22 protein-coding genes and 1 riboswitch are annotated in these 23,796 nt (G+C 65.6%); of the genes, 9 read left to right on the top strand and 13 right to left on the bottom strand.

Going from position 1 to position 23,796, the window contains the following annotated elements; all coding sequences use genetic code 11:
• Positions 1-76: 76 nt before the first annotated feature.
• A complete protein-coding gene (locus JYP50_RS06580; protein WP_206559688.1) occupies positions 77-772 on the bottom strand; it encodes a methyltransferase domain-containing protein in 696 nt (231 codons plus the stop codon).
• Between the two features lie 139 nt (positions 773-911).
• Between JYP50_RS06580 and JYP50_RS06575 the strand changes: the two genes are divergently transcribed.
• Positions 912-1,157 carry a hypothetical protein gene (locus tag JYP50_RS06575; RefSeq protein WP_206559687.1) on the top strand — a complete coding sequence of 82 codons (246 nt, stop codon included), beginning with the start codon at positions 912-914 and terminating at the stop codon, positions 1,155-1,157.
• Between the two features lie 282 nt (positions 1,158-1,439).
• The gene (locus JYP50_RS06570) at positions 1,440-2,108 is read left to right on the top strand and encodes a GntR family transcriptional regulator (protein ID WP_206559686.1); all 669 of its coding nucleotides are present in this window, start codon (positions 1,440-1,442) and stop codon (positions 2,106-2,108) included.
• Between the two features lie 3 nt (positions 2,109-2,111).
• On the opposite strand, the gene JYP50_RS06565 is transcribed toward JYP50_RS06570, so the two are convergent.
• The gene (locus JYP50_RS06565; protein WP_206559685.1) at positions 2,112-2,939 is read right to left on the bottom strand and encodes a sulfite exporter TauE/SafE family protein; all 828 of its coding nucleotides are present in this window, start codon (positions 2,937-2,939) and stop codon (positions 2,112-2,114) included.
• Between the two features lie 95 nt (positions 2,940-3,034).
• Here JYP50_RS06565 and JYP50_RS06560 point away from each other — a divergent pair, with 95 nt between their 5' ends.
• Complete coding sequence (locus JYP50_RS06560) at positions 3,035-4,468, top strand: alpha/beta hydrolase family protein (RefSeq protein ID WP_206559684.1); 1,434 nt, start codon at positions 3,035-3,037, stop codon at positions 4,466-4,468.
• Positions 4,469-4,503: 35 nt separating this feature from the next.
• Here the strand turns inward: JYP50_RS06560 and JYP50_RS06555 are convergent, their stop codons facing one another.
• Both JYP50_RS06555 and JYP50_RS06550 read right to left on the bottom strand, forming a co-directional pair.
• Positions 4,504-5,616, bottom strand: coding sequence for a DUF1214 domain-containing protein (locus JYP50_RS06555; protein ID WP_206559683.1), 1,113 nt, complete (start codon positions 5,614-5,616; stop codon positions 4,504-4,506).
• Between the two features lie 20 nt (positions 5,617-5,636).
• On the bottom strand, positions 5,637-6,791 hold the full coding sequence (locus JYP50_RS06550) for a sulfotransferase (RefSeq protein ID WP_206559682.1): 1,155 nt from the start codon (positions 6,789-6,791) through the stop codon (positions 5,637-5,639).
• A 162-nt stretch (positions 6,792-6,953) separates the two neighbouring features.
• On the opposite strand from JYP50_RS06550, the gene JYP50_RS06545 reads away from it, so the two are divergent.
• Positions 6,954-8,033, top strand: coding sequence for a DUF481 domain-containing protein (locus JYP50_RS06545; protein ID WP_206559681.1), 1,080 nt, complete (start codon positions 6,954-6,956; stop codon positions 8,031-8,033).
• 1 nt (position 8,034) lies between these two features.
• Here JYP50_RS06545 and JYP50_RS22105 read toward each other — a convergent pair whose 3' ends face one another.
• The 3 genes from JYP50_RS22105 to JYP50_RS06530 all read right to left on the bottom strand — a co-directional run bounded on the left by JYP50_RS22105 (position 8,035) and on the right by JYP50_RS06530 (position 11,834).
• A complete protein-coding gene (locus tag JYP50_RS22105) occupies positions 8,035-9,714 on the bottom strand; it encodes a mechanosensitive ion channel domain-containing protein (RefSeq protein ID WP_206559680.1) in 1,680 nt (559 codons plus the stop codon).
• A gap of 70 nt (positions 9,715-9,784) precedes the next feature.
• Positions 9,785-10,642, bottom strand: a complete 858-nt coding sequence (locus tag JYP50_RS06535) for an LLM class F420-dependent oxidoreductase (RefSeq protein WP_206559679.1) — start codon at positions 10,640-10,642, stop codon at positions 9,785-9,787.
• A gap of 139 nt (positions 10,643-10,781) precedes the next feature.
• Entirely contained in the window at positions 10,782-11,834 is a 1,053-nt protein-coding gene (locus tag JYP50_RS06530; RefSeq protein WP_206559678.1) for a 3-deoxy-7-phosphoheptulonate synthase, read from the bottom strand.
• Between the two features lie 140 nt (positions 11,835-11,974).
• Here JYP50_RS06530 and JYP50_RS06525 point away from each other — a divergent pair, with 140 nt between their 5' ends.
• Together JYP50_RS06525 and JYP50_RS06520 are read left to right on the top strand one after the other, a co-directional pair.
• Positions 11,975-14,431, top strand: a complete 2,457-nt coding sequence (locus JYP50_RS06525; RefSeq protein ID WP_206559677.1) for a prolyl oligopeptidase family serine peptidase — start codon at positions 11,975-11,977, stop codon at positions 14,429-14,431.
• A gap of 12 nt (positions 14,432-14,443) precedes the next feature.
• Positions 14,444-14,848, top strand: a complete 405-nt coding sequence (locus tag JYP50_RS06520; protein WP_206559676.1) for a nuclear transport factor 2 family protein — start codon at positions 14,444-14,446, stop codon at positions 14,846-14,848.
• 22 nt (positions 14,849-14,870) lie between these two features.
• Here JYP50_RS06520 and JYP50_RS06515 read toward each other — a convergent pair whose 3' ends face one another.
• The 6 genes from JYP50_RS06515 to JYP50_RS06490 all read right to left on the bottom strand — a co-directional run bounded on the left by JYP50_RS06515 (position 14,871) and on the right by JYP50_RS06490 (position 20,201).
• Positions 14,871-15,434, bottom strand: a complete 564-nt coding sequence (locus JYP50_RS06515; protein WP_206559675.1) for an NTP transferase domain-containing protein — start codon at positions 15,432-15,434, stop codon at positions 14,871-14,873.
• Entirely contained in the window at positions 15,431-16,387 is a 957-nt protein-coding gene (locus JYP50_RS06510; protein WP_206559674.1) for an XdhC family protein, read from the bottom strand. Before JYP50_RS06510 ends, JYP50_RS06515 begins: the two co-directional genes overlap by 4 nt.
• 36 nt (positions 16,388-16,423) lie before the next feature.
• Positions 16,424-17,023, bottom strand: a complete 600-nt coding sequence (locus JYP50_RS06505) for an IMPACT family protein (RefSeq protein WP_206559673.1) — start codon at positions 17,021-17,023, stop codon at positions 16,424-16,426.
• 14 nt (positions 17,024-17,037) lie between these two features.
• Positions 17,038-17,496, bottom strand: a complete 459-nt coding sequence (locus JYP50_RS06500; protein ID WP_206559672.1) for a hypothetical protein — start codon at positions 17,494-17,496, stop codon at positions 17,038-17,040.
• Positions 17,480-19,516 (bottom strand): tetratricopeptide repeat protein, encoded by a 2,037-nt coding sequence (locus JYP50_RS06495; RefSeq protein WP_206559671.1) that lies wholly within the window; start codon positions 19,514-19,516, stop codon positions 17,480-17,482. The genes JYP50_RS06500 and JYP50_RS06495 overlap by 17 nt, the downstream gene beginning before the upstream one ends.
• A gap of 187 nt (positions 19,517-19,703) precedes the next feature.
• Positions 19,704-20,201: a DUF501 domain-containing protein gene (locus tag JYP50_RS06490; RefSeq protein WP_206559670.1), complete on the bottom strand. Its 498-nt coding sequence runs from the start codon at positions 20,199-20,201 to the stop codon at positions 19,704-19,706.
• 61 nt (positions 20,202-20,262) lie between these two features.
• Between JYP50_RS06490 and cobS the strand changes: the two genes are divergently transcribed.
• From cobS to JYP50_RS06475, 3 genes are all read left to right on the top strand, one after another.
• Positions 20,263-21,057: an adenosylcobinamide-GDP ribazoletransferase gene (gene cobS, locus JYP50_RS06485; protein WP_206559669.1), complete on the top strand. Its 795-nt coding sequence runs from the start codon at positions 20,263-20,265 to the stop codon at positions 21,055-21,057.
• On the top strand, positions 21,058-21,612 hold the full coding sequence (locus JYP50_RS06480; protein ID WP_206559668.1) for a histidine phosphatase family protein: 555 nt from the start codon (positions 21,058-21,060) through the stop codon (positions 21,610-21,612).
• 21 nt (positions 21,613-21,633) lie between these two features.
• Positions 21,634-21,801, top strand: a riboswitch (cobalamin riboswitch).
• Between the two features lie 106 nt (positions 21,802-21,907).
• Positions 21,908-23,779, top strand: a complete 1,872-nt coding sequence (locus JYP50_RS06475; protein WP_206559667.1) for a TonB-dependent receptor plug domain-containing protein — start codon at positions 21,908-21,910, stop codon at positions 23,777-23,779.
• Positions 23,780-23,796 lie beyond the last annotated feature (17 nt).

Below are 23,796 nucleotides of genomic sequence, written 5' to 3'. Positions count from 1 at the left end.
GGAAGTGATTGATTTTCCGCGCCCCTCTTTGCGGACATGCGCGGACATGCATCGCAGTCCCCTCGCGAGATTCAGGCTATGGCCACCTGGACAACCATCCGTGCATCAAGCCGGCCTGAAAAAACTGTGCCGGCGCCTCGAAGCCGCCCTCCTGAATGATTGAAGCAACACGCCGCGGCGGGAGAATCCCCACGTCTTTCGCGTAGGCTGCTTGCATCCGCTCGATGGCCTCGGGCGTGAAATCGGCATCCGACATCATATTCATCCAGGCACGCAGTAGTACGGCATACTCGGAAGACTGTACGTCGGCCGCCAGATCGCTGCTCGCCAATATACCGCCCGGCCGAAGCCTGCTGCCAATCTCGCGAAAAAAGGCCGCGCGCGCACGTTCGTCGAGAATAAACTGGGAGACAAGAAAGCTCGTGGCGACATCGAACTCACCGACCATGCCCAGTGACTCGAGGTAGCCTTGGTGGAAGACGCAGCGCTCCGCGAAGCCTTCTTTTCGTGCCAGCTGGCGGCAGAGATCGAGCATGGCCCCGGATGGCTCGACCGCGGTAAACGCCCACTCGGGTTTCCTCTGGGCAAGATAGGCCAGTTCCGCGCCGGTACCTACCCCGACACACAGAACATTTGCGTTTGCGGGCAGTTCCGCAAGCGCCGACTCCAGCAGCAAATGCAGACAACTGCGAATCGGCCAGAGTTTTGCCCACTGGTTATCGTAGCCCGCGGCCTGCTGGTCGAAGAGCGCTTTGATCTCGTCCTGATTCACTGTTCGTCACCTCATACCATCGGTCAGCCAGATTCTGCCCGTCTATCTGGCAAGGATACAATCTCGCCGGACTCCTGAGCGACAGTAACCTCGCCTATAATTTGCCGGCTACTCGCCAAAAAAGAAGGAGCGGTATCGCATGACGTTTACAGTGGGTTACCGCGCGGCTGAACCCGAAAAGGGCCGGGGCGCACTTGAAGCGTACACTCCCGAGCCAGATACTTCACGCGCCCACTGGGTCACCGAGGCTTGCTCCGGGCCACTGTGGACCTTGCATCGCATCGTCCCCAAGGTCTTTGAGCAGTACCTCTGTATTCGCCATCACGGCTGGCGCTGGCCGGAGGATTGCCAGCGTGAAGAATTCCCGGGCGCGGGCCCGGGCTGAACATCGAGCAGCGATCCAGCCACCCTCAGTGACCCTCAGTGACCCTCAGTGACCCCGGGTCAGGGCGCCGAGCCGGCTCCTCCGCGCGGCACCGGACTACAGGCGCCTACCGCGTGTTGCCTCCTGTGTTGTTTTGCGTGCATTTTGAATACAATTGCAAAAGTTTGTGTACGTGCAAATGAACGATCTGGCGGCCCTCTCGATCAGGGTCGGCCACGGTAAAGCCACAACCGTGTTCCAGCCGGCCCAATCGGCGGCACCCCGGGACGGGACCAACAAACAATGACCGCGACCATCGCCGAACACATCGCCCAGCAACTGGCGGACCGGATTCTCTCGGGGGATTTGGCGCCCGGGCAGCGCATCGAGGAGAAAACCGTCACCGAGCAATTCGGCGTGTCGCGCACACCCGTGCGCGACGCCCTGCGGCAGCTGGCGGCCACCGGCCTGGTCGCCATTCGCCCCCACCGCGGGGTCACCGTGGTCGACCTGGAAGTGGATCAGCTCAGCGACATGTTCGAGGCGCAGGCCGAGATCGAAGCCCTGTGCGCGCAACTGTCGGCGCGTCGCATGAGCGCGATCGAACAGCGCAAATTGCAGATGGTCGCGGAGGACAGCGAAGGCGCCCTGCCCGCCGCCGATCTCGCGCGCTACTCAAGCGCCAACGAGAAATTGCACAAACTGATCTACGCCGGCGCGCACAACGACACCCTGGAGCAGATCGCGATCAATCTGTGGAACCGGGTCGCCCCCTTTCGCCGCTCGATTTTCTTCAAGTTCGGCAACCGCATGGAGCACTCCTTCGGCGAGCACAATGCCGTGGTCGAGGCGATCCTGGCGGGTGACGAGGCACGCGCGCGGGAGGCCATGCACGCCCACATCACCAACTCCAGCGTCAACGCCATCGACTACCTGCTACAGCACGGCGGCGATGGCGATAAACCAGCCTAGCCCTCAGCCGGCCATCAGTGCCCGGTACAGCATGCGCACGGCAACCACCAGCAGGAACACGCCGAAAGCCAGGGTCAGGTGCCGCTGCGACAGCTTGTGCGCCAGCTTCGCCCCCAGCGGCGCCGTGAGCACCGTCATCGGCGCGATCAGGCACAGCCCCAGCAGGCTGACGTAGCCGAGATTGCCCACCGGCAGACGCGGGTCGCCCCAGCCGGTAACCACGTAGGTCACCGCGCCCGGCAGGGCAATCAACAGGCCGAACAGGGCCGAGGTGCCCACCGCCCGGTGCATCGGAATACCCATCATGGTCTGCGCCGGCACACTCAGGGTGCCGCCGCCGATGCCCATCATGCACGACAGGCCACCGATAAACACCGGCGGCAACTTGCCCGCAAGGCCGGCCGGCACACCGTCGCTCAGACGCACATCCCCCACCGGCAGTACCATTTTCACCGCCACCACAATGGCCACGACGGCGAAGATCAGCGACAGCGCCGAACTGTCCAGCTGGCTGGCCAGCACCGTGCCGGCCACCGCGCCGCCGAGGATGTACAGGCCCCAGGCCCGGGCCAGGCCGAAGTCCACCGCGCCCCGTCGGTGGTGGGCGCGGGTGGAGGAGATCGAGGTCAGGATGATGGTCGACAGGGACGTCGCCACCGCGATGTGCATGCGGATGGCCGGATCGACGCCCATGACCCCCAGGGTAATTTCCAGCACCGGCACGATCACGATACCGCCCCCCACGCCCAACAGGCCCGCCAATACACCGGCGGCAACACCCGTCGCCAGCATGGCTACCGCCAGCGGCAGCAACTCCATCCATCCTTCCATTGACTTCCCTCTTCCCAAAGACCATTGTCACGCGCATTGAAATATATGCACATTCGACTTTGTATACAATTAAAACCAATTGCATACTTATCTGGTTGCAGCAACCAGTAACCGCCACCCGGCGGGACACCGGGCATGGCCACCAGCATCGCAGCCAGGCCAACCAGGCCGGCGAGGTGCTGCTGAAATACCAGTATCACGGTGACGCCGAACGCGAGATCTGGTGGCATCGCGACAGCGCCGACCGGGACTTTGCGCCGCTCATGCGTCCGAAAGGTGAAGGTGACGAGGATACCTTCTTCAGTGAGTACATTCTCGGCACCGATACAACAATGACCAAGGCCTTCTACACCGAAACCGACGACACCGGGCGCGGCCGTATCGTGCGCGTATCGATCGACCAGGGCAAGATCGTCGAGCCCAGAATCGTAACCCGCAGCGACACCTACGATGTGGAAGCGGTGGTGATCGACCAGGTTAGCGACACCGTTGTCGGCACGGTGCATACCGAGGATCGGGCTGTGTACCGCTACCTCGACCGCGAATTCGCGCAAGTCCAGGCAAATCTGGAAGCCACTTTTCCGGGGACCACGGTGCACATTCTTTCCCAGACCAGCGACTTCTCCAGGGTCACCGCCATGGTCGCCTCCACCGAGGCTCCCAGAAAATACTATCTCTACGACCGCGAGGCCGGCAGTATCGCCGAAGTGGCGAATGCGTTGCCGGACATGACGCCGGAATTGCTGTCCGCCGTGGAGCGCTTTGACTACACGGCGCGGGACGGCCTGCCCATTCACGCCTACCTGACCCGGCCGGCCAATGGCAACGATGGCCAGGCCATGCCACTGGTGCTGCTGCCGCATGGGGGGCCAAACGCCCGGGATGACGCGGAGTACGATTGGATGAGGCAGTACTTTGCCGCTATTGGCTACGCCGTGTTCCAACCCAACTTCCGCGGTTCAACCGGCTACGGCAGCGAGTTCGAGGACGCCGGACTACTCGAGTGGGGCGGCAAAATGCAGCAGGATCTCGACGACGGGGTACAGGCGCTTGTCGAGGCGGGCCTCGTCGACCGCGACAGAATTTGCGCCATTGGCGCCAGCTACGGTGGCTACGCCGCCCTTATGGCAACCATCACCCAACCCGAGCGCTATCGCTGCGCGGTGGCCTTTGCACCGGTCACCAACCTGGGAGGCATGTACAATCACGCCCTGGAACAACACGGGACCACGGATTACTGGGTAAAGAGCATCGGCTCGCGCTTTGAGGAAGAGCACCACGAATCGCGCTCCCCCGCCCACCTGGTGACACGCGACACGCCGCCCATCCTGCTATTCCACGGCGACAAGGATACCGTGGTCCCCTATGGCCAGTCCTACCAGTTGTCACGCAACCTCAAGAAAGCGGGAAACCCGCACGCGCGCTTCGAAACCTTCGACGACGAGGACCACTGGTTCAGCCTGGAAAGTTCACGCCAAACCTTTTTGCACGAGGCCGGCGAGTTCCTTGGCGAACACATCGGCGAATGACGCAGGGCTCCCGATTGTTCGGGAGCCCACCCCGCCTACAACTCGCTGAACTTCACCACCCGCGCCTCGATGGGCGGGTGTTCTTCGGCGCCGATCCAGCGCCAGCACATCGTGCCGCGACTGTGACCCGCGGTTTCCACCCAGTTAGCATGCCCGGGGTCCCGGTGGGCCACCACGATGGTGACACTGCCATCGGGCTCGTAACGGGCGGTGTGCTTGTTTAAATGAATGGTGTGGTAGCGGTAATCCAGCGACTCCATCCACCAGTTCTGCAGCACGAAGTTCCAGGTCTGGCATTCGGGAATGTTCGGGGCCTTAACCACCAGGGCCTCGTCGTCCGCCAGCTCCCAGGCACTGTGGAAGTAATAGATGTTCGGGTCGCCGCCGATGGCCTGGCAGTAGGCCTGGTCCGCCGGCGCCACCTCGTTGGTGGTCGGCAGGAAGCTCTCCGCCCACTGCTCGAACAGGCCCGTGGTCATCTTCACGAACTGCACCGCGCCCTGCAGGCCGCGGTCGAGCTTTTCCGGACTCAGTGGCGCCGGCCGTTCCCGCTCCGCGCCAACGCGCTCCAGCACCAGCTCCGCGCGGGTTTCCCGCTTGCGGTCCTGGAAGGTCTGGCGCACATTCAGGGAGTTGGTCTCGGGTCCCATGCGCAGCCAGTTGCCCGGCTGCTCCCGCTGGCTGATGATGACCTCGAAGGTGCCGTCGTCGGCGATCTGCATCTCGCGGGAATCCAGGAAGCCGTCGGTCTTCATGCCGCCGCCGGAGCTGTAGCGATTGATCACCGTGCCGAAGCCCAGGTAGTCCACCGTGCCGCGGACGCCCTTGAGCCGGTAATCGTAGCGCGGATCAAGGGGCGCGCTCTGGTAGTAATTATCGGGGTTGTCGGCGCCCAGCTTGATGGTCTCGTGCGCAGGGCAGCGCAGCACCGGGAAAGCCGGATCACCGCCCTCCAGGAAACTCTCGAGCCCCGCGCGCAGCATGCGTGACAGGTAGCGGTAGCCCTCGGCCCGGTCGAAGGCCGTGGCGGGCGCCCTGTCGGCGAATACCAGCTGGCCGGCCTCCTTCAGGCCGTCGCAGAACTCCTCCCAGGCGCGGCCGTCCATCACCCGCGCCTCGCTGTCCCGCTGCTGTGTGTCTTGTGTCATCGTCATCCTCCCCACGCCGCTCAATCCAGGTCGAGCCCGTAGCGCGCCATGTAATCCACAAACAATGTCGCCACCTCCCCGCGGGAGATGCCGTAGTCCTCCAGTCGATATTCGTGCCGGCCGTGCTTGCCCTTTGGGTGTTCCCGCAGCCACCGGCTCATGCCCTCCCGCGCCAGCGCGGACAGCGGCGTGCCCCGCGCCGCGTAGATGGCCTCCACCGCCGGCCAGGGATCGGTCACGAAGGCATCGTGGTGAACATCCAGGAACTGGCCCGGATAGTCCGGCTCCAGGGCCGCCCGGTCCGCCTCGAAGGTGTGTGTGTAGATACGCAGCATGTCCATCCAGTCGCGGCCGACCTCGGCCTTGTCCACCGCGTCGGAACCGCTGCGCCGCAGCAGTTCGCTGAAGCTGCAGCCGGAACCCACGAAGGTCATGGGCGCGCGGTGGGTCTGCACGATGATGGCGTCCGGGTAATAGCGCAGGATCTCCCGCAGACCCAGCTGGTGAAACGGGGCCTTGAGCACCCAGTGCCCGGGGTGGCGATACTGCAACAGCTGCAACTGGCGGCGGTGACTGCGATAGGCGTCGCGGCGGCAGAGTTCGGCGTAGAGCCAATTGGCGTAACTCGGGATGTGGAACATGGCCGAGTATTCCACTGACAGAAAATCCCGGTTGAGCAGCATATAGCACTCGTCCGGCTCCTCGGCGTCGATCAGGTGGGTGCGGGAAAAGCCGGGTAAAAACTCCTCGGTCAGGGCAACACCCGCCGCGCGCTCGGCGATGCGCGGGTCGGTGGTGTAGGTCGCGGTCTCCGGGGGCGGCACCGGCGATTGTGCCTCCCACAGTCGCAGGGTGCGATTGCCGGGGTCCTGGTTGAGCATGTGGTGCAGTGCGGTGGTGCCGGTGCGCGGCAGGCCCACGATAAACACCGGCCGCGGAACGGCTTGCGCCTCCAAGTCGGGGTGCCGGGCCAGGTAGTCGGTAATTTTCAGGCGATTCACCAGGCCCGAGTGAATGGTCATCTGCGCGCGCAGGCGGCCGAATTCGTTCAGCCTGGCCTCGCTGTTCAGGGCCGCTATAAGCCGGTCCAGCGGTTCGTGGAACTCCTCCCCCCCGAAATCCGCCAGGCCGGTCTCCTGCTGCGCCGCCGTGATCAAAGTATTCTTATCCAGCACGGTACAGTCCACGTTGCCAACCGGTTCGGGCAGACTAAGGCCGCAGTGCCGGCCCTTCAAGCGCCGGCGGCGCGGATAGCGCGATATTGGAGTTTTTCGTCCACCAGCGGCGGCCGTGGTACAACATCTGATACCTGAACCGGCCAGCGGGGATGGGCTACTATGGTAGTCATGCCGTATTGCCGGGCCGAGGGGGTAGATCCGTTGAACGCCGTGATCCGCAAGTGGTGGTTGCCACTGACGCTGTTGCTGATGGTGCTGCCGTGCCAAGTATCCCATGCGCACCAGAAAACTGATCGCATTACCCTGTATAACGGCGATCGTATCACCGGCGAAATCAAATCCATGAGCGAGGGGCAACTGGTGCTGGACACCGACGCCATGGACAGCATTGAGATCGAGTGGCAGGAAATTTCCCGTATCGAGAGCAAGTACAACTACCAGGTCCGGCTGAGCAACGGCCAGCGCTACTACGGCGAAATCGGCAGCGGCGAGCGCCCCGGGGATATCACCATCCGCGATAGCGATGGCGCCCACAGCGTGGACTACCTGCAGATCGTTGAGCTGCAACCGGTCGAGGACGACCTCTGGGACCGCTTCGACGCCTACCTGTCAGCGGGTTACGACTACACCAAGGCCAGCTCCGTTGCCCAGGTGACCTTCAATACAAACCTCAGCTACGAGGACCAGCACACCCGCAATACGCTGGACGCGCGCACCACGATCACCAACACCAAGGACAACGACAGCCAAAGCAGCCAGGTACAGCTCACACGCCAGGTGTGGGCCGCGGACCGCGCGGAATATTTCCGCGGCCTGTACGGGAACTACGAAAGCAACGACGAGCTGGGGGTGGACTACCGCGTCTCGGCCGGCGCCGGCATCGGCCGCTACTTCGTGGACACCTACCGCAGCCGACTGCTGGGCGGCGGGGGCCTGCAGGTGTTGACCGAGCGCGGCGCGGAAGGCGGCAAGCAGGAAAGCGTCGAGGCCTTCCTCGCCGGCGAGTACGCCTTCTGGCGCTTCCACGACCCCGAGATGGACATCAGCCTGGGCGCCAGCCTGTACCCCAGCATCACCGAGAGCGGACGCCTGCGCGGCAGCACCGACCTGCGCATCCGCTGGGAAATCGTCAACGACCTGTACTGGGACCTGACCGCCTACGGCAGCTACGACAACCAGGCCGACTCGGACAACGACACCGACTACGGAATCAGCACCAGCCTGGGCTGGTCGTACTGAGCTACGTGCTCTGGTAGAAATGCACGTCGCGCTGCGGGAAGGGAATGGTGATACCCTCCTCGTCGAACCGCATTTTCACCGCGCGGGTCAGGTCCCAGTACACATCCCAGTAGTCCTCGGTCCGTACCCAGGGGCGCACCGCGATGTTGACCGACGAGTCGCCGAGGGAGTGGACCTTGATCGCCGGCTCGGGTGAGCGCAGTACTTTTTCGTGGCTGGTTACCACGTCCTGCAACACCGCCTCGGTGCGCGGGATGTCGTCCGAGTAACTGATACCGAACATCAGGTCCACCCTGCGCACCCGCTGCTGGGTGACGTTCTTGATCACGTCGCCCCAGATCTTGTTGTTGGGCACCACCAGAATCTGGTTATCGAAGGTCGCGATGGTGGTGGACACCAGGGTCATTTTCTTGACCAGCCCGGCCACGCCGGCCACCTCCACATAGTCGTCCACGTCATAGGGACGGTAGATCAGGATCATCGCCCCGGAGGCGAAATTGGACAGCGTATCCTGCAACGCAAAACCGACAATGAAACCCGCCACCCCGAGGCCGGCGAGCATCGGCCCCAGTGAGATGCCCATCTGCGACAGGGCCATCAGGAAGCCCAGCATCAGTACCGTGCCGCCCGACACCGACACCAGGATGTCCTTGAGCAGCGTGGAGATATTCAACGATGAACGGTCGAGACCGCTGCGCACCAGCCGGCGCATAGCCCGTGCAAACCAGAAAAACAACATCAGGGTGGCAATGAACAGGAGGAAGCGGAACACCCCGTCCGGGGCGTTTTCCACCAGGGTCTGGCGCAACTGTCTCCAGCTGTCGCGCACCATGCCCAGGAACACCCCGGTGTCGAACAGGCTGATCGACACCATGTCTCCCTGCTGCAGGATCACGGTGCGATAGGGCGTGCTGTCCAAGCCCAGCTGGTCCATCAACTCGATGGCCATGCGCAGGTCGCCCATGTGGCGCGCGCGTTCGATGCGCAGCTCTTCCAGGGCCCCGGAAAGTTCCGCCTGGTCCGGCCGCACCTTGACCCGCTTCTGCAGCTCCTTGATCGCCGCGCCGGCGAATTCCACCTTGCCCACCTGTATTTCGGCGTACTGGAACAACTCCTGTGGCAGGTTCTTGAGTACCGAAAGCTCGGGGAGGCCCAGCCCCTGCCGGCGCTGGGAAAAAGCGATCAGGGCTTCGTAGTAACGATAGCGCAGCTCCTCGAGCCCCTTCAGGTAGGCCTCGCCCTCGATACGCTCGACGCCGGTCAGCTCCTCGAGGGAGGCGGTCTGTTTGTCGATTCGCGCATCGAGGTCTTCGGTGCGCTCGAAGATCGACCGGCTGATATCGGCCAGGTCGCCGCGCAGGCGCTCGACCAGGGCGATGCGCTGCGGATCGGCCTCGGGCAGGGCCATCACCCTGGGCGTCAGTTCGTCCATCAGCTTGACCAGCTCCAGGCTGCGCAGGTCGCGGCGGTACAACAGGGGATTGCGGTCCTGGGGCCCCGCCACCTCCAGGCGCTCGGTGAGCAACTTGATTTCGCGCACCTGCTCCTCGACCTGCTCCACCAGGGGCTCGACCTCGAGCACCACCGGCGCGGTCGACGGGTCCTGCGCCGCGGCCCGCGGTAGCGGCAGGCAACAGCACAATGCGACCAGGGTCGTGAAAATCGATTGTCTAAGCCGCACGCCTGCCCTCCTCCCACATCGGCACCAGCACCACTGTTACAGTAGCACAGCTGGCTGGCGCCGGGCGGGGTCAGAGCTGGGGAATCAGGCGGGCGAACTCCTCGATCATCGGCATCACAATGTCCGGGCGATCCCAGTTCTCGACCCCGACACCGATGTTGCAACGCTGGATACCCAGGTCGCGGTAGGACTTGAGCAAATCGGCGGTCACGGGAGCCATCACCACCAAGGTGATTTCGACATCGTCCGGGTCGCGGCCGGCCTCGCTCACCTGGCGGCGAAAATCCGCGACGCCGGCCGCCACGTCGGGCATCGCCACATCGACGGGCATCCAGCCATCCGCCCACTCGGCGGCATGGCGCACGCCCAGCGGTCCCATGGCACCGAAAACGACGGGCGGGCCGCCGCGCTGGACCGGCTTGGGCTCGAACCACACCGGATCGAAGTCGATCAGTTCGCCATGGAACTCCGGCTCGGCTTCGCCGAACAGGGCGCGCTGGGCGGCGACCAGTTCCTTGATCGCCAGATAGCGCCGCTTCCAGGGCAGGTGGGTGGCGTTCTCGAACTCCTCTTCGTTCCAGCCCACGCCGCAGCCGATCAGCAGGCGGCCGTTGCTGAGCCTGTCGAGGGTGCCGATGGTCTTGGCCTGGGAGAACAATTCCCGCTCCAGCAGCAGGGCGATACCGGTCCCGAGCTTGAGCCGCTCGGTGGCGGCCGCCGCGGCCATCAGCGACAGATAGGGGTCCATCATTTTCTTGTAGGGTTCCGGCAGCTCGCCACCGGGGGGATACGGGGTGCGACGGGACACCGGAATGTGGCTGTGTTCACCGTACCACAGCGACTCGAAACCGGCCTCCTCGAGGGTGCGGGCGAGTTCCGCCGGCGGTGGATCGTCGGCGGTGTTCATGGAACTGAAACCAAGGTGCATGGGCGGTCCTCGTGTGTCTGCCTGTGATGCACCGAATGTATCGCCCCCGTCGAGCGGGCGCTAGCCGGGGGCCGTTGCGGCCCCCCGTGGTTCAGCTTTCTGTGCTTGCCGGGGCCTCTTTGCGCGAGGCGGCTGGCGGTTAGCCCCGGCGGGCACGCACCGCGCTGGCCAACTCCTCCAACAGCAACTCGGTATCCTCCCATTTAATGCAGGGATCGGTAATGCTCTGGCCGTAGGTCGCGGCGCGGCCGGAGACCACGTCCTGGCGCCCCTCCACCAGGTTGCTCTCGATCATCAGCCCGAACACGCTCTGGCTACCGCGGGCCACCTGGGTGGCGATATCCCGTACAACGTCGATCTGGCGCGCGGGAATCTTGCGGCTGTTGGCGTGGCTGGCGTCGATCATGATGCGCTCGGGCAGGCCGGCGCGGGCCAGCATGTCGCTGGTGTCGTCCACCGAGAACATGTCGTAGTTGGGGTGCTTGCCGCCGCGCAGGATGACGTGGCAGTCCTCGTTGCCGGCGGTCTGGAAGATGGCCGAGTGTCCCTGCTTGGTCACCGACAGGAAATGGTGGGGCTGGGACGCGGACTTGATCGCGTCAATGGCCACCTGAATGTCGCCGTCGGTGGCGTTCTTGAAGCCCACGGGGCAGGACAGGCCCGAGGCCAGCTCGCGGTGGGTCTGGCTCTCGGTGGTGCGCGCGCCGATGGCGCCCCAGCTCACCAGGTCGGCGATGTACTGCGGGCTGATCAGGTCCAGGTACTCGGTGCCGGTGGGCAGGCCCATGTCGGTGAGGTCCAGCAGCAGCTGTCGCGCCAGGTGCAGCCCCTTGTTGATCTGGAAGGTATTGTTGAGGTCGGGGTCGTTGATCAGGCCTTTCCAGCCCACCGTGGTCCGCGGCTTCTCGAAATACACGCGCATCACCACAAACACGTCCTGTGCCACCGCGTCCGCCGCGGCCTTGAGCCGGCGCCCGTAGTCGCGCGCCGCGTCCGGATCGTGGATGGAACAGGGCCCGACCACCGCCAGCAAGCGATCGTCCTCGCCGGCGAGAATATTGTGGATGGCCCGGCGGGCCTGCTGCACGGTCTCGGCAGCGGCCTCGCTCACGGCGATGTCGGCGATCAGCGTCTCCGGGGAGATCAGCTCGTTGATCTTGCGAATCCGCAAGTCGTCGGTGTTGGTGGTCATAGCGTGAAAACCTTGAGTCGAGGGGAACAGATGCTATAGGGTTGGCAGCGGGCCCGCCCCGCTGTGATTGGGCCAGCCCGCTAATATACCACTCACCCGCCGGGACTGCAGGCGCCCGTGGGGATTACCGGAGATATCCCGTGAAACTGAGACTCGCCACCGCCGCGTTGGGGATTGCATCAGCCGTTCTTTACCCCGCCATTTCCACCGCGGCCTCCACGGCTGCCTCGGCCTCGACATCGGCGCATGCCAGTCCCGCCGTCCCGGAGCAGCCAACGCTGGAACTGATCATGTCCGACCCCGACTGGATCGGCAACGCGCCGCAGTCGCCCCACTGGTCCGACGACGGTGGCAGCGTCTACTACCGCCAAAAGCGCGAGGGAGAGGATTTCAGCGATCTCTACCGGCTGGCGCTGGACGCGGACAGCGCGCAGAAGGTGGACGAAACCACGGCGCCCGCCGACAGCGGACGGGACAAGGTCTACAGCGCCGACCGCTCGGCGGTGGCCTGGCTGCGCCAGGGCGATGTGTATCTCAGGCACCTGCCGGACGGCGTCATCCGCCGCGTGACCGCCACGGCCAGCGACGAAAGCCAACTGCGCTTCAGTTCCGACGGCCGTCGCCTGAGCTTCCTTCGCGACGGACAGTTTTTTGCCTACGGGCTCGACACCGCCACCACCGCACAGCTGACCGACCTGCGCGAGGAAGACGACCCGGATGCCGAGCCGGCCTTCGATGTCCTGCGCGCGCACCAGTTGCGCAACTATCGCACCGTGGTGGAAACCCTGCGCCGCGAGGACAGCGCGGCCCAGGCCACCGGCGAACGCGACCTGCGCCCGCCACCCATCTACCTGGGGGACGAGTACCGGGTGCTCGAACGCCAGCTTTCCCCCGGCCACCGCCAACTCGCCCTGGTGGTCACCGCCAGGAACGGGGATGCCGGGCGCAAGGGCAGCATGCCCAACTACGTAAACGCCGACGGCTACGTGTCGGTGCGCGAAGTGCGCACCCGGGTCGGCCGCAATACCCAGTCGCCACAGACGCTGCTACTGGTCGACCTGGACAGCGGCAGCATCACCCCGGTGGACTTCGGCAGCCTTCCCGGTATCGACGAGGACCCGCTGGCCAGGCTGCGCAAGTCGGCACTGGAGTGGCACACCGCGCGGGGCGCCGATCGCGAGCAGGTGAAAGCGGCCCTGGCGGCCCCCGCCCGGCGCGATATCTCTGTTACCGGCCTGGCCTGGAGCCCCGACGGTCGCCACCTGGTGGCGCAAATCACCGCCAACGACTTCAAGGACCGCTGGCTGGTGACCCTCGACAGCGAAGAGGACGACGCCCCGGCGCCACGGCTTCAGCACCGGCTGCGTGACAGCGCCTGGATCAACTGGGCCTACAACGAGTTCGGCTGGCTGCGGGACAGCCGCCGCCTGTGGTTCCTGTCGGAGGAATCCGGCTATTCGCACCTCTACCTGAAGGCCATCGACGAGCGTCGCGCCCGGGCACTGACCGGCGGCGACTTCGTGGTCCGCGAGCCCGCCATCGATCCGGCGGAAAACTTTGCCTATGTGGTGGCCAACCGCGCGCACCCGGGCAACTACGAGGTCTACCGCGTGCCCCTTGCCGGCGGCGACCTGCAACAGGTCAGCGACCTGGACGGCGTCAGCAGCTTCTCGCTGTCACCGGCCGGTGACCGCTTGCTGATCCTGCGCTCCTGGTACGACCGCCACGCCGACCTCTACCTCGGCGCCAGCGACGGCAGCGGCGAGCTGCGCCAGCTCACCGACACCGTCTCCGCGCGCTACGACAGCATCGACTGGAACGTGCCCGAGATTGTCGAAGTGCCCTCTTCCCACGTCAACCGGCCCATCTACTCCAAGCTCTACCTGCCGCCCGACCACGACCCGGCGAAGTCCTACCCCGCGGTGATGTTCGTGCACGGCGCGGGCTATACCCAGAACGCCCACATGGGCTGGCCCTATTACTTCCGCGAGTTCATGTTCCACACCGTGCTGGCCAACGCCGGTTTCGTGGTGCTGGACATGGACTACCGCGCCTCCAAGGGCTACGGCAGCGACTGGCGCACCGCGATCTACCGGCAGATGGGCCACCCGGAACTCGAGGACTACCTCGACGGCATCGACTACCTGGTTGAATCCCAGGGCGTGGACCGCCAGCGGGTGGGCATCTATGGCGGCTCCTACGGCGGCTTCATGAGCTTCATGGCCCTGTTCCGGGCGCCGGAGGCCTTCGCCGCGGGGGCGGCGCTGCGCCCGGTGGCGGACTGGATGCACTACGAGAACGACTACACCCGGCGCATACTGAACACGCCCCTGGTGGACCCCGAGGCCTATCAAAAGAGCTCGCCGATCAACCATGTGGAGGGTCTGCAACGCCCGCTACTGATCGCCTCGGGCATGCAGGACGACAACGTGTTCTTCCAGGACTCGGTGCTGATGGTGCAGCGCTTGCTGGAGCTGAAAAAACCGGACTTCGAGATCGCCATCTACCCGCTCGACGGGCACGGCTTCACCAACCCGGAGTCCTGGCTGGACGAGTACCGCCGGATTTACAAACTGATGCAGGAAAACCTGCAGTAAAGGGATATCGCCATGGACACCGACATACCGCGCCTGCTGGCCGCCAAGTACGCCAAGTTCGTCGACGACCGGGATTTCTCGCGCATGCGCGAGATCATGACACCGGATTTCACCCAGCAGGGCCCGGGCTTCAGCGCCGGCAGCCTCGACGAATTCATCGGCAATCTCGAGTTTCTGCGCCAGTATTCGGCCACCCTGCACCTGGTGGGCAACCAGATCGGCGAGTGGCACAACGCGATATACACCGGGGAAACCTGGTGCGTGGCGTCACACATCTACGAGAAGGACGGCGTCCCGCGCAAACTCGACATGGGCATCCGCTACCAGGACGTGATCGAGGACAACCACGGCAGCTATCGCTACACCTCCCGCGACCTGAACGTGGTCTGGACCCAGGACCTGCCCTGCCAGGGCTGAGGTCAACGCGGTCCCGGTGCGCTCAACCGCCCAGGTCCGCCGGACGGTCCACGTCGCGCAGGATACCGGGGTCGTCCACCTCCAGTTCACACACCCGGCCGGCGTGGCGCGCGAGTACCCGCCGCGCGCCCGCATCCCCCTCGAGGCGCGCCAGCTCCGGGTAGAAGGCCGCGCCAAAGGCCACCGGGTGACCGCGCCGCCCGCCGCGGCTGGGCACGACAATGCGCCGCGGACCGGCCGCGGCCGCCACCGCCCGATAGGTCGCGGGCAGAACCCAGGGCATGTCGGCGAGGGCGATCAGCGCCGCGTCCCAGTCCGCCGCGGCGGCAATCCCCTGGGCCAGGGTATGCCCCATGCCCCGCGCCGCGTCGGCGCAGGCACAGGAATCCACCCCCAACCGCGCCAGCAGTTCGAGCGCCCGGGTATCGTCGGGGCGCAGGCAGACGCACAGGGACAGGCCGGACGCGCGCGCCGCGCGGATGCTCGCCTCGAAGACCGAATCGCCCCCGCCCAGCCGTGCGAAACGCTTGTCGCCGCCGAAACGGCGGCTGGACCCGGCCGCCAGCAACAGGACCCCGAGGTTCACTGCCCCGGGCGCCGGCGCTGCAAACTGGTCAACTCCGCCATGATGGCGACGGCGATTTCCAACGGTGTCTTGCTGCCGATGTCCAGGCCCACGGGGGCGTGCAGCGCGGCCAGCTGGCTGTCTTCAAAGCCCAGCTGACGCAGGCGTTCGAGGCGCTTGTCGGTGGTCCTGCGCGAGCCCAGCGCGCCGACGTACCAGGCCGGGCTGTCGAGGGCCTCCATCAGCGCCATGTCGTCGATGCGCGGGTCGTGGGTCAGGGTAATCACGATGGCGTGGGGGTCGGTGATGTGCTCGCGCACGGCGTCGTCGGGCATACCCGCGAGCAGCGGTACCCGCGGGCCGGCCCACTGTTCCCGCGGCACGGGGCGCGGGTCGCTCACCAGTACCTCGTAGTCCATCGCCAGGGCCAGTTCCGCCAGCGACTGGCTGAGCTGCCCGGCCCCCACCAGCAACATGCGCTGCCGCGGACCGAGACTCTGCACCACCCGCTCCGGGCTGACCTCCAGCGGGGCGAAGGCCCCGGCGGGATGCACCCGGCAGGCGCCGCTGGCCAGCGTCACTTCCCTGCGGATACACTCCCGCGCGGCCAGTGCCGTCAACGCCTGGTCCAGCCACTCCACATCGACCTGCCCCAGGCGCTGTAGCAAAACCCGCAGGCGACCGCCGCAGGGCAGCCCCAGGCGCTCGTTCTCCTCGGCGCTGACACCGTACTCGATGATCTGGGCCGGTACATCCGGCATGCTTCCCGAGCGAACGCGCTCCAGAAGATCGTCCTCGATGCAGCCACCGGACAGGGAACCACACTGACCCCCCGCGCCGTTGCAGGCCAGCATCGAACCCACCGGGCGCGGGGACGAACCCACCGCCGCGACGATGGTGCACAGCCATACCTCCTCCCCTGCCGCCAGCCAGCGCCTGGCCGCTTCCAGCACTTCCTGGTCAATTGCCCGCATGGTTCCCCGCCAAAATCCTCTCGATGGTGCCGGCTATTAAATCAGTTCCTCGAGGGAGATGCGATGAGCCGCGCACAGCGCCGCCAGCGTTTCCGCCTGCGCGGCCGGCGCACGCAGGTCGAGCTGAACCTGCTCGCCGTAACACACGCTGTCCAGGTAGCCGCCGTGCTGGTCCAGCCAGTGACGCAAGGGCTGCTCGCAGGCGAAGTCCCCCCGGGCACGCCAGCACGCCAGCTGCTCCCGCTGCCGACAGGGCGCCGCCTCCACGGCCTCCCTCGTGGCAGCGCTGTAGGCGCGCACCAGCCCGCCGGCACCGAGCTTGATGCCGCCGAAGTAACGCACCACGATGACCAGCACGTCCCCCAAATGGCCGTGCTGCAGGACATTGAGTATCGGCCGCCCGGCGGTACCCGCCGGCTCGCCATCGTCGTTCATGCCGGCACCGCGGGCGTCCGCCGGCGGTCCCAGCAGGTAGGCCCAGCAGTGATGGCGCGCGTCGGGGTAGTCCGCCCTGGCTTTGGCCACCGCGGCATTGACCTCCTCCCGGTTGCGCACCGGCAACAGCCGGGCGATGAACCGGCTTTTTTTGACAACGTACTCCGCCTGGTACTCGGCGATGGCGATTTTGTAGGACATTCGCGGCAATACACTCAGTGTCTGACGGTGATTTTAGGATCCAGCGGCTCGCTTGGGCAACGGTCGGTCACGATCGTGTATTTGTAAATCACACCCTCTTCCGTCTTTGGCGCCCCGGCATCAACCGGCTGCGACCGGAGGCTGCCGTTGTTGGTACAACGGCTGGTCGACCTGCCCACGAAGGGGTCAAAGTAGACGCAGTAGGACGCCCTGGCGTCCTCCCCGGTGGACATATCCACTGCCTGCCACTCCACCTGCCTGCGCTGGGCAAAATCGAGCAAGACATTCTCTGGTTCCACGTTTTGCGGGCATCCCCTTTCATCCAACTCGATTTTCACCGCCCCGGAGGCGGGCTGCGCCTTGATGGTCGCCGAGTTCAGGAAACACCCTGACAACAACAGCATCGCCAATGCGATCCCCCCGGTGCGCCAGGCCGGTCCGCCCTTATACGTTACATCACGGGTACTTTCCATTTCCAATCTCCTTGAAGGTGGCAGCCGCCGGCAGGGGGTCCGTGCCCCTCACCAGCGTTGCAAAACGCGGCTCTCGCCGCAAATCGGCAAAGTTCCTGTCCAGCGACAACAACGCTACTGGGTAGCCAAGTTCTACGGCAGACTCCAGTGCCGACACCGCCTCACCCATCCGCCCGAGGACGGTAAAGGCCACGGCCCGGTCATAGAGTTCATACATGGAGCGCTCGCCGGACTCCAGCGAGTCGTCCAGCAGGCGCACCGCCTCGGCCGCGCGGCCGAGGCGGGCCAGGTAGCTGGCGACCATGGCGCGCGCCAGGGCGTCGTTGGGGTTAATGGCAAGTCGCGAGTTACCCAGGTCGATAGCCCGCTCAAGGGCGCTCTGCGCTTCGTTTCGCCGTCCGGGTATCAACTGCAGGGTTTCCCCCAGGTAACCCCAGTACTCGAAATTTTCCGGCGCCAGTTGCACGGCCTGTTCATATTTGTCCGCGGCTTCGTGTATCTTTCCCGCAAAAAACAAACTGCCGCCGAGATTGGACAGCGAAATGGCCGTGGGGGCCTGGGCCACTGATCGCTCCCAGGCCTGCGCCGCCTGCCCCGGTTCACCGATCATGTAGAATGCCGACCCCAGGTTGTTCCAGGCCGTCTCGCTGTCCGGATTGAGACTGGCGACACGCTGCAGCAACGGTATTGCGCGTTCAAATTGCCCACTTTCAAAATAATAGGCGGCCAAATCGTTGTACGCCCCCCAGAAATTCGGCTGCAATTCCACCGCCGTCGTCAGGTCACTTTCCACCTGTGATGGTTGATTCATCGCCGCGAAAGTATTCCCCCGCCCCCGGTAGGCATCCACCGCGGCCGGGTTAAGCGACAGTGCGTTGTTAAAGGCGTCGAGGGCTCGACCGTATTTTCCCGACACCCGATACAGGTTACCCAGTGCGATGTATACGGAAACCGCTTCTTTATCGAGTTCAAGCGCACGCTGACAGGCGCTTTCACCCTCAAGGAAGTCAGCGCTACGGCGGTTGATTTCATACTGTTTCAGCAATCCGTCGCAGAGTCCGGCCCAAGCATCGGCGAAGTCCGTGCTGACTTCCAGTGCACGGCGAAAAAAAGACACGGCGGCACTGAGATTGGATTCATCCATCTGCTTGCGCAAATAGTCGCGCCCGTGCAGGTAATAGTCATAGGACACCGCTTCTATCTCGTATTCCCTGGTGAGCAGCTGGCTGGACTGTTCGGACAACACGACTTGCAGCGACTCAACGACACTGCGCGCGATATCCTCCTGCAGGGCCAGCAGGCCACCCATGTCCCTGTCGTAGGCGGCCGACCACACCTGGAAGCCACTGGCGGTCTCCACCAGCTGCGCGGTCACCCGGACATGGCTGCCGTCCCGGCGCACGCTGCCCTCGAGCACGTGGCCCACACCGAGGCGCTCGGCGATATCGCGCAAATCCACGTCCTTGTCGCGGAAGTAAAAGGAAGCGGTGCGCGCCGCCACGTTGAGTTCACTGAGCCGCGACAGCAGGTTGAGAATCTCCTCCGCCAGGCCGTCGCCGAGGTAGTCCATGTCCTCGCCGCTGCTCATATTGAGAAAGGGCATCACCGCAACCGAGGGGCGGCCCTGCTGAACCCCGCCGGCGCGCCCCCCCTCAGCCACCTGGCCCGGGGTGAGTCGATCGAGATAGAGGTAGCCCACCGACAAGGTCAGGGCGAGGATCAGCAACAACTCCAGTACAAAGGGCAGGGGCAGGTTCATCCGCCTGGACGGTGTCACCGTTGGCGGCGCGGCAACCACGCCCCGTGCCGTGAGATCGAAACGCCAGGCGAGCAACAGCGCCACCGGAAAGCCAATGGCGGTGGCCAGCAACACCAGGGTCACGGCATTGTCGGGCAGGCCCAGCATGGGGGAAAACACATCCGCCACCTGCAGCAGTGCCCAGGCACCCGCACAATAGAGGGCGGCAACACGATAGACGCCCCTGGATTTCAGCTCGGCAATGAACTGTCGTGCATCCATGACAGTCGACTTTAAGCCCTGCCAGGCCACGATCGGGATGCGCCGACAATACAAGCCTCGGAGCACACCGCCTACCCGCAACCCGGCGCGGGTGATTCAGCATTGGATAGCGCCACCGGCCCGGCATCGGTACGCGCCGGGTCATTCCCCAGTGTATGCCAAATTGGCTATCCGGCAACTGCGCCGGTCAGCGGGCCTGCTCCTGGAAATAGGCGTCGACCAGCTTGCCCACGGTATTGGCGACGACCAGGTGCGCCGCGTACCAGGTGTGCAGGCAGCGGATGCGGGTGAAATCCTCGATTCCGCCGATACCCCGGCGGGCCAGCACCGCGGTGAAACCCAGGGCCTCGATGCGCGCCCGCAAGACGGGTGTGATATAGCTGTCGCGCAACGCGATATGGGCCGCGTGGTCCGCGCGCAGGGCTCGCTGCAGCTCCGGGTCGGCGTCGATGCGCGCCTGCAGGCGGGCGATCAGTCCCCCCGCCTCGGCCTGGTCGATGCGATAGTTCAGCTGCGCATCAACCAGCCAGAACAGGGTGGGAAAGGGCTTGTCGTCGACCAGGGAGGCCACGCGGATCACCCGCGGCGAACCGTCGGGCGCGGTCACCGCGATCGCTTCCAGCCCGCGCGGCTCGCGACCGAGCAGGCGGGCGACTTCCGCGGTCTGTCGGGGGTCTGGCTTCAACTGCGAACCGCTCTCTAGTAAGGTGGGCGGCCGATTTTACGCCAGCCCCCGGATCAACGCCATGTCCACCGCCCCGCCGCCAGGCTCCGCGTCCACCGATCACTCCGAGTGGCAGGCGCTGGCCTGCGCCATTACCTTCCTCACCCGGATACCGGTGCCGCTGGCCACCCACAGCGACGCCCTGCTCGCCCGCTCGGTCATGTATTTCCCGGTGGTGGGCCTGCTGGTGGGCGCCATTGGCGCCGCGGCCTATTACCTGGCCACTGCCCTCTGGCCGCCGCTGATTGCGGTGCTGCTGGCGCTGTCCGCCATGCTGTTGGCCACCGGCGGCTTTCACGAAGACGGCCTGGCCGATACCGCCGATGGCCTGGGCGGCGGCTGGCGGGTGAAGGACAAGCTGCGCATCATGAAGGACTCGCGCCTGGGCAGTTACGGCGCCCTCGCCCTGGTCATGGCGCTGCTGCTGAAGGTGGCGACGCTGTCCGCGCTCGCGGGCGTCTCCGCCAACGCGGTGCCCGTGGCGCTGGTGCTGGGACAGGTGCTGGGACGCTGGGCCGCGCTGCCCCTGATCCGCCTCACCCCCTATGTCGGCGGCGAAGCCGGCAGCGGCCGCCCCCTGGTACCCGGGGTGGCCAACGGCCGCCTGGCCGCGGCCAGCGCCTTCGCCCTGGCCTGCGTACTGTGTTTGCAGGGGCAGGCGCTCACCGCCCTGCTGGTGACGCTGGCCGCGGTCATCGCGCTGTGGCGCCGCCACTGCCTGCGCCAGCTGGGCGGCCTCACCGGCGATACCCTGGGCGCCGGCAACCAGCTGGCGGAACTGGCGGTGTATCTCGTGTTGCTCGCCCTCGCCACCTGAATGCGCAACCGGACTCACCTGTTGTTGTTGCGCCACGCGCTGTGCGAGATCCCCGCCGGTCACTGCCTGGGACAGCTCGACGTGCCACTGAGCGCGGCCGGGGAAAAGCAGGCGCGGCAGTTGCGCGAACGCTGGCAGGGTGAACTGCCCACCCAGGTGTGGTGCAGCGACCTGCTGCGGGCGCGACAAACGGCGGACATCCTGCTGGCGGGCAGCGGTATCCGTCCCCGATTGGATACCCGCCTGCGCGAAATCCACCTCGGCAACTGGCAGGGACGGTCCTGGGACGCCCTCTACCGGGAGCAGCCGGCGCGCATGCGGCACTGGGGCAGCCACTGGCTGGATGCCGCGCCCCCACGGGGCGAGAGCGGGCGCGATCTGTGGCAGCGGGTGGCGGCGTGGCGGGAAGAGGTCCTCGAATCCCACCCCGGCGGCACGCTGGTGGTGGCCCACGCCGGCTCCCTGCGCGCCCTCGCCAGCCTGCTCGATGGCGGCGGCGCGGCGGCGATGTTCGACCACGCATTCAGCCACTGCGCCCCGGTGCAGTGGGTTTGACAAGCCCCCGGCACCGCACTAGAGTGGCCGCCCGAGCCAGGTGCCTGCCGTCCTTTCTCCGCAAAGGGCTGGGCGGGTTAAATGGGAAGTGTGGTTACGGTGGGCCCGCCCGCCCCATTCCACCGCTGCCCCCGCAACGGTAATCAGCACTGCTGTAAGCCCGATACCTGCCTGGCGCGCGCAACGATGGAGCGGAGGGCTTCATGCGAGGTTGCCCGGCCCTGTGCGCAGGCGCTGCGTTCCCCCGAATCCCCTCCCTCAGTCGCCAACCCGACCTGGCAATTGAGGCTTTACCATGAAAAGAATCGCCCCCCTTGCAGCCCTGGCCTGTGCCCCGGCGCTGTACGCCGCCACCGACATTCCCGCGCGGGACACCCGCTCGCAGTACAGCATGGAAGAAGTGGTGGTGAGTTCCTCCCGGGTGCCCATGCCCCTGCGCCAGGTGGGCACCTCGGTCTCGGTGATCACCGAGGAAGACATCCGGAACCAGGGCTTTGACAGCCTGTACAACGTGCTGCGCAGTCAGCCCGGTATCGCCGCGAGCAATACCGGCGGCGCCGGCAAGCCCACCGCCCTGCGCGTCCGCGGCGAGGAGGGCTACCGCACCAAGGTCTACATCGACGGCATCGATGTTGCGGACACCTCCGCCACCCAGCACGGTCCGCGCTTCGAGGAGATCCTCAGCGCCGGGGTGCGGCGCGTGGAAATCCTGCGCGGCCCCCAGGGCCTGATGTACGGCGCCGACGCCGGCGGCGTGGTCAATATCTCCACCCGCAGCGGCGAACCGGGCCTGCAGGGCGTGGTCAGCGCCGAGGGCGGCCGCTACGGCACCCGCCAGCTGACGGCGGATATCGGCGGCGGCAACGAACAGGTGGATTTCGCCCTGTCGGCCACTGACTTTGAAACCGACGGTTTCAATGCCCGCGGCGACGATACCTCCGCGCACGACGACGACGGCTACGACAACACCACCCTGCACGGGCGGGTCGGCTGGAACGCCAGCGAGAACCTGCGCCTGGAACTGGTGGCGCGCAACACCGAGGGCGAGAACGCATACGACGACTGTTTTACCGTCGACACCTTCGCCCCCACCGACGCCTGCGGCAGCGACTTCGAGCAGGACGCCTGGCGCGCGGCGATCGACTACCAGGCCGGGCGTTTCGGCCACCAGCTGGCCTACACCGGCAACGACACCGAACGCCAGAACTACGCCGACGGCCTGCCGAGCTTCGGCGCCGACGGATCGCTGGATAAATGGGGCTACCTCGGCAACTTCGCCGCCAGCGAGGACCTGCGCCTGGTGTACGGCGCCGAGCGCCTCACCGAGTCCATCGACGACGGCAGTTTCGACCGCGAACGCGATCAGGACAGCGTGTTTTTCGAAGTCCAGGGCGGCTTCGGCGACGCCCTCTATCTCACCGCCGGCGCCCGCCACGACGACAACGAGGACTTCGGCAGCCACACCAGCTACCGGGTCAGCGGCGCCTATCTCATCGACATGGCCGGCGGCGAACTGAAGTTCAAGTCGGCCTACGGCACCGGCTTCCGCGCCCCCAGTCTGTACGAGATCGCCTACAACATCAGCTTCGCCACCCCGCCGGCCTCCACCGTGGAGCTGGACGCCGAGCAGAGCGAGGGCCTGGATGTGGGCGTGGTCTGGGCCAATGACGATGGCCTGTATCTGGAGGCCACCTACTTCGACCAGCGCATTGAAGACGCCATCTATTTCGACCTGAACAACTACTCCGGCTACCTGCAGGACGACGGCAATAGCGACTCCAGCGGCGTGGAACTCATCGCCCGCCTGCCCCTGGGGGAGACCTTCTGGCTCGGCGGCAACTACACCTACAATGACAGCGAGGACGCCGATGGCTCCACCCGCGTGCGCCGTCCCGAACACCTGGCCAACCTCAGCTTCAACTGGCAGCCCCTGAACGGCGACCTGCTGCTCGCCCTGCACGTGCGCAGCGCTCGCGACGCCGAGGGCATCGACGGCGAGGCCCTGGACGACTACGAGGTGGTGGACCTCAACGCCAGCTACGCCCTGTGGCGGGGCCTGGAAATCTACGGCCGGGTGGAAAACCTCCTGGACGAGGACTACCAGGAAGTGCGCGGCTACAACACCGCCGGCGCCGCCGCCTACGCCGGCGTGCGCTACTCCTTCTAACACCACATCCGACACGA

The sequence above is a fragment of the Parahaliea mediterranea genome (assembly GCF_017255185.1).
Classification (GTDB): Bacteria; Pseudomonadota; Gammaproteobacteria; order Pseudomonadales; family Halieaceae; genus JAFKCZ01.
This window is presented reverse-complemented; position numbering and strand designations above follow the sequence as displayed.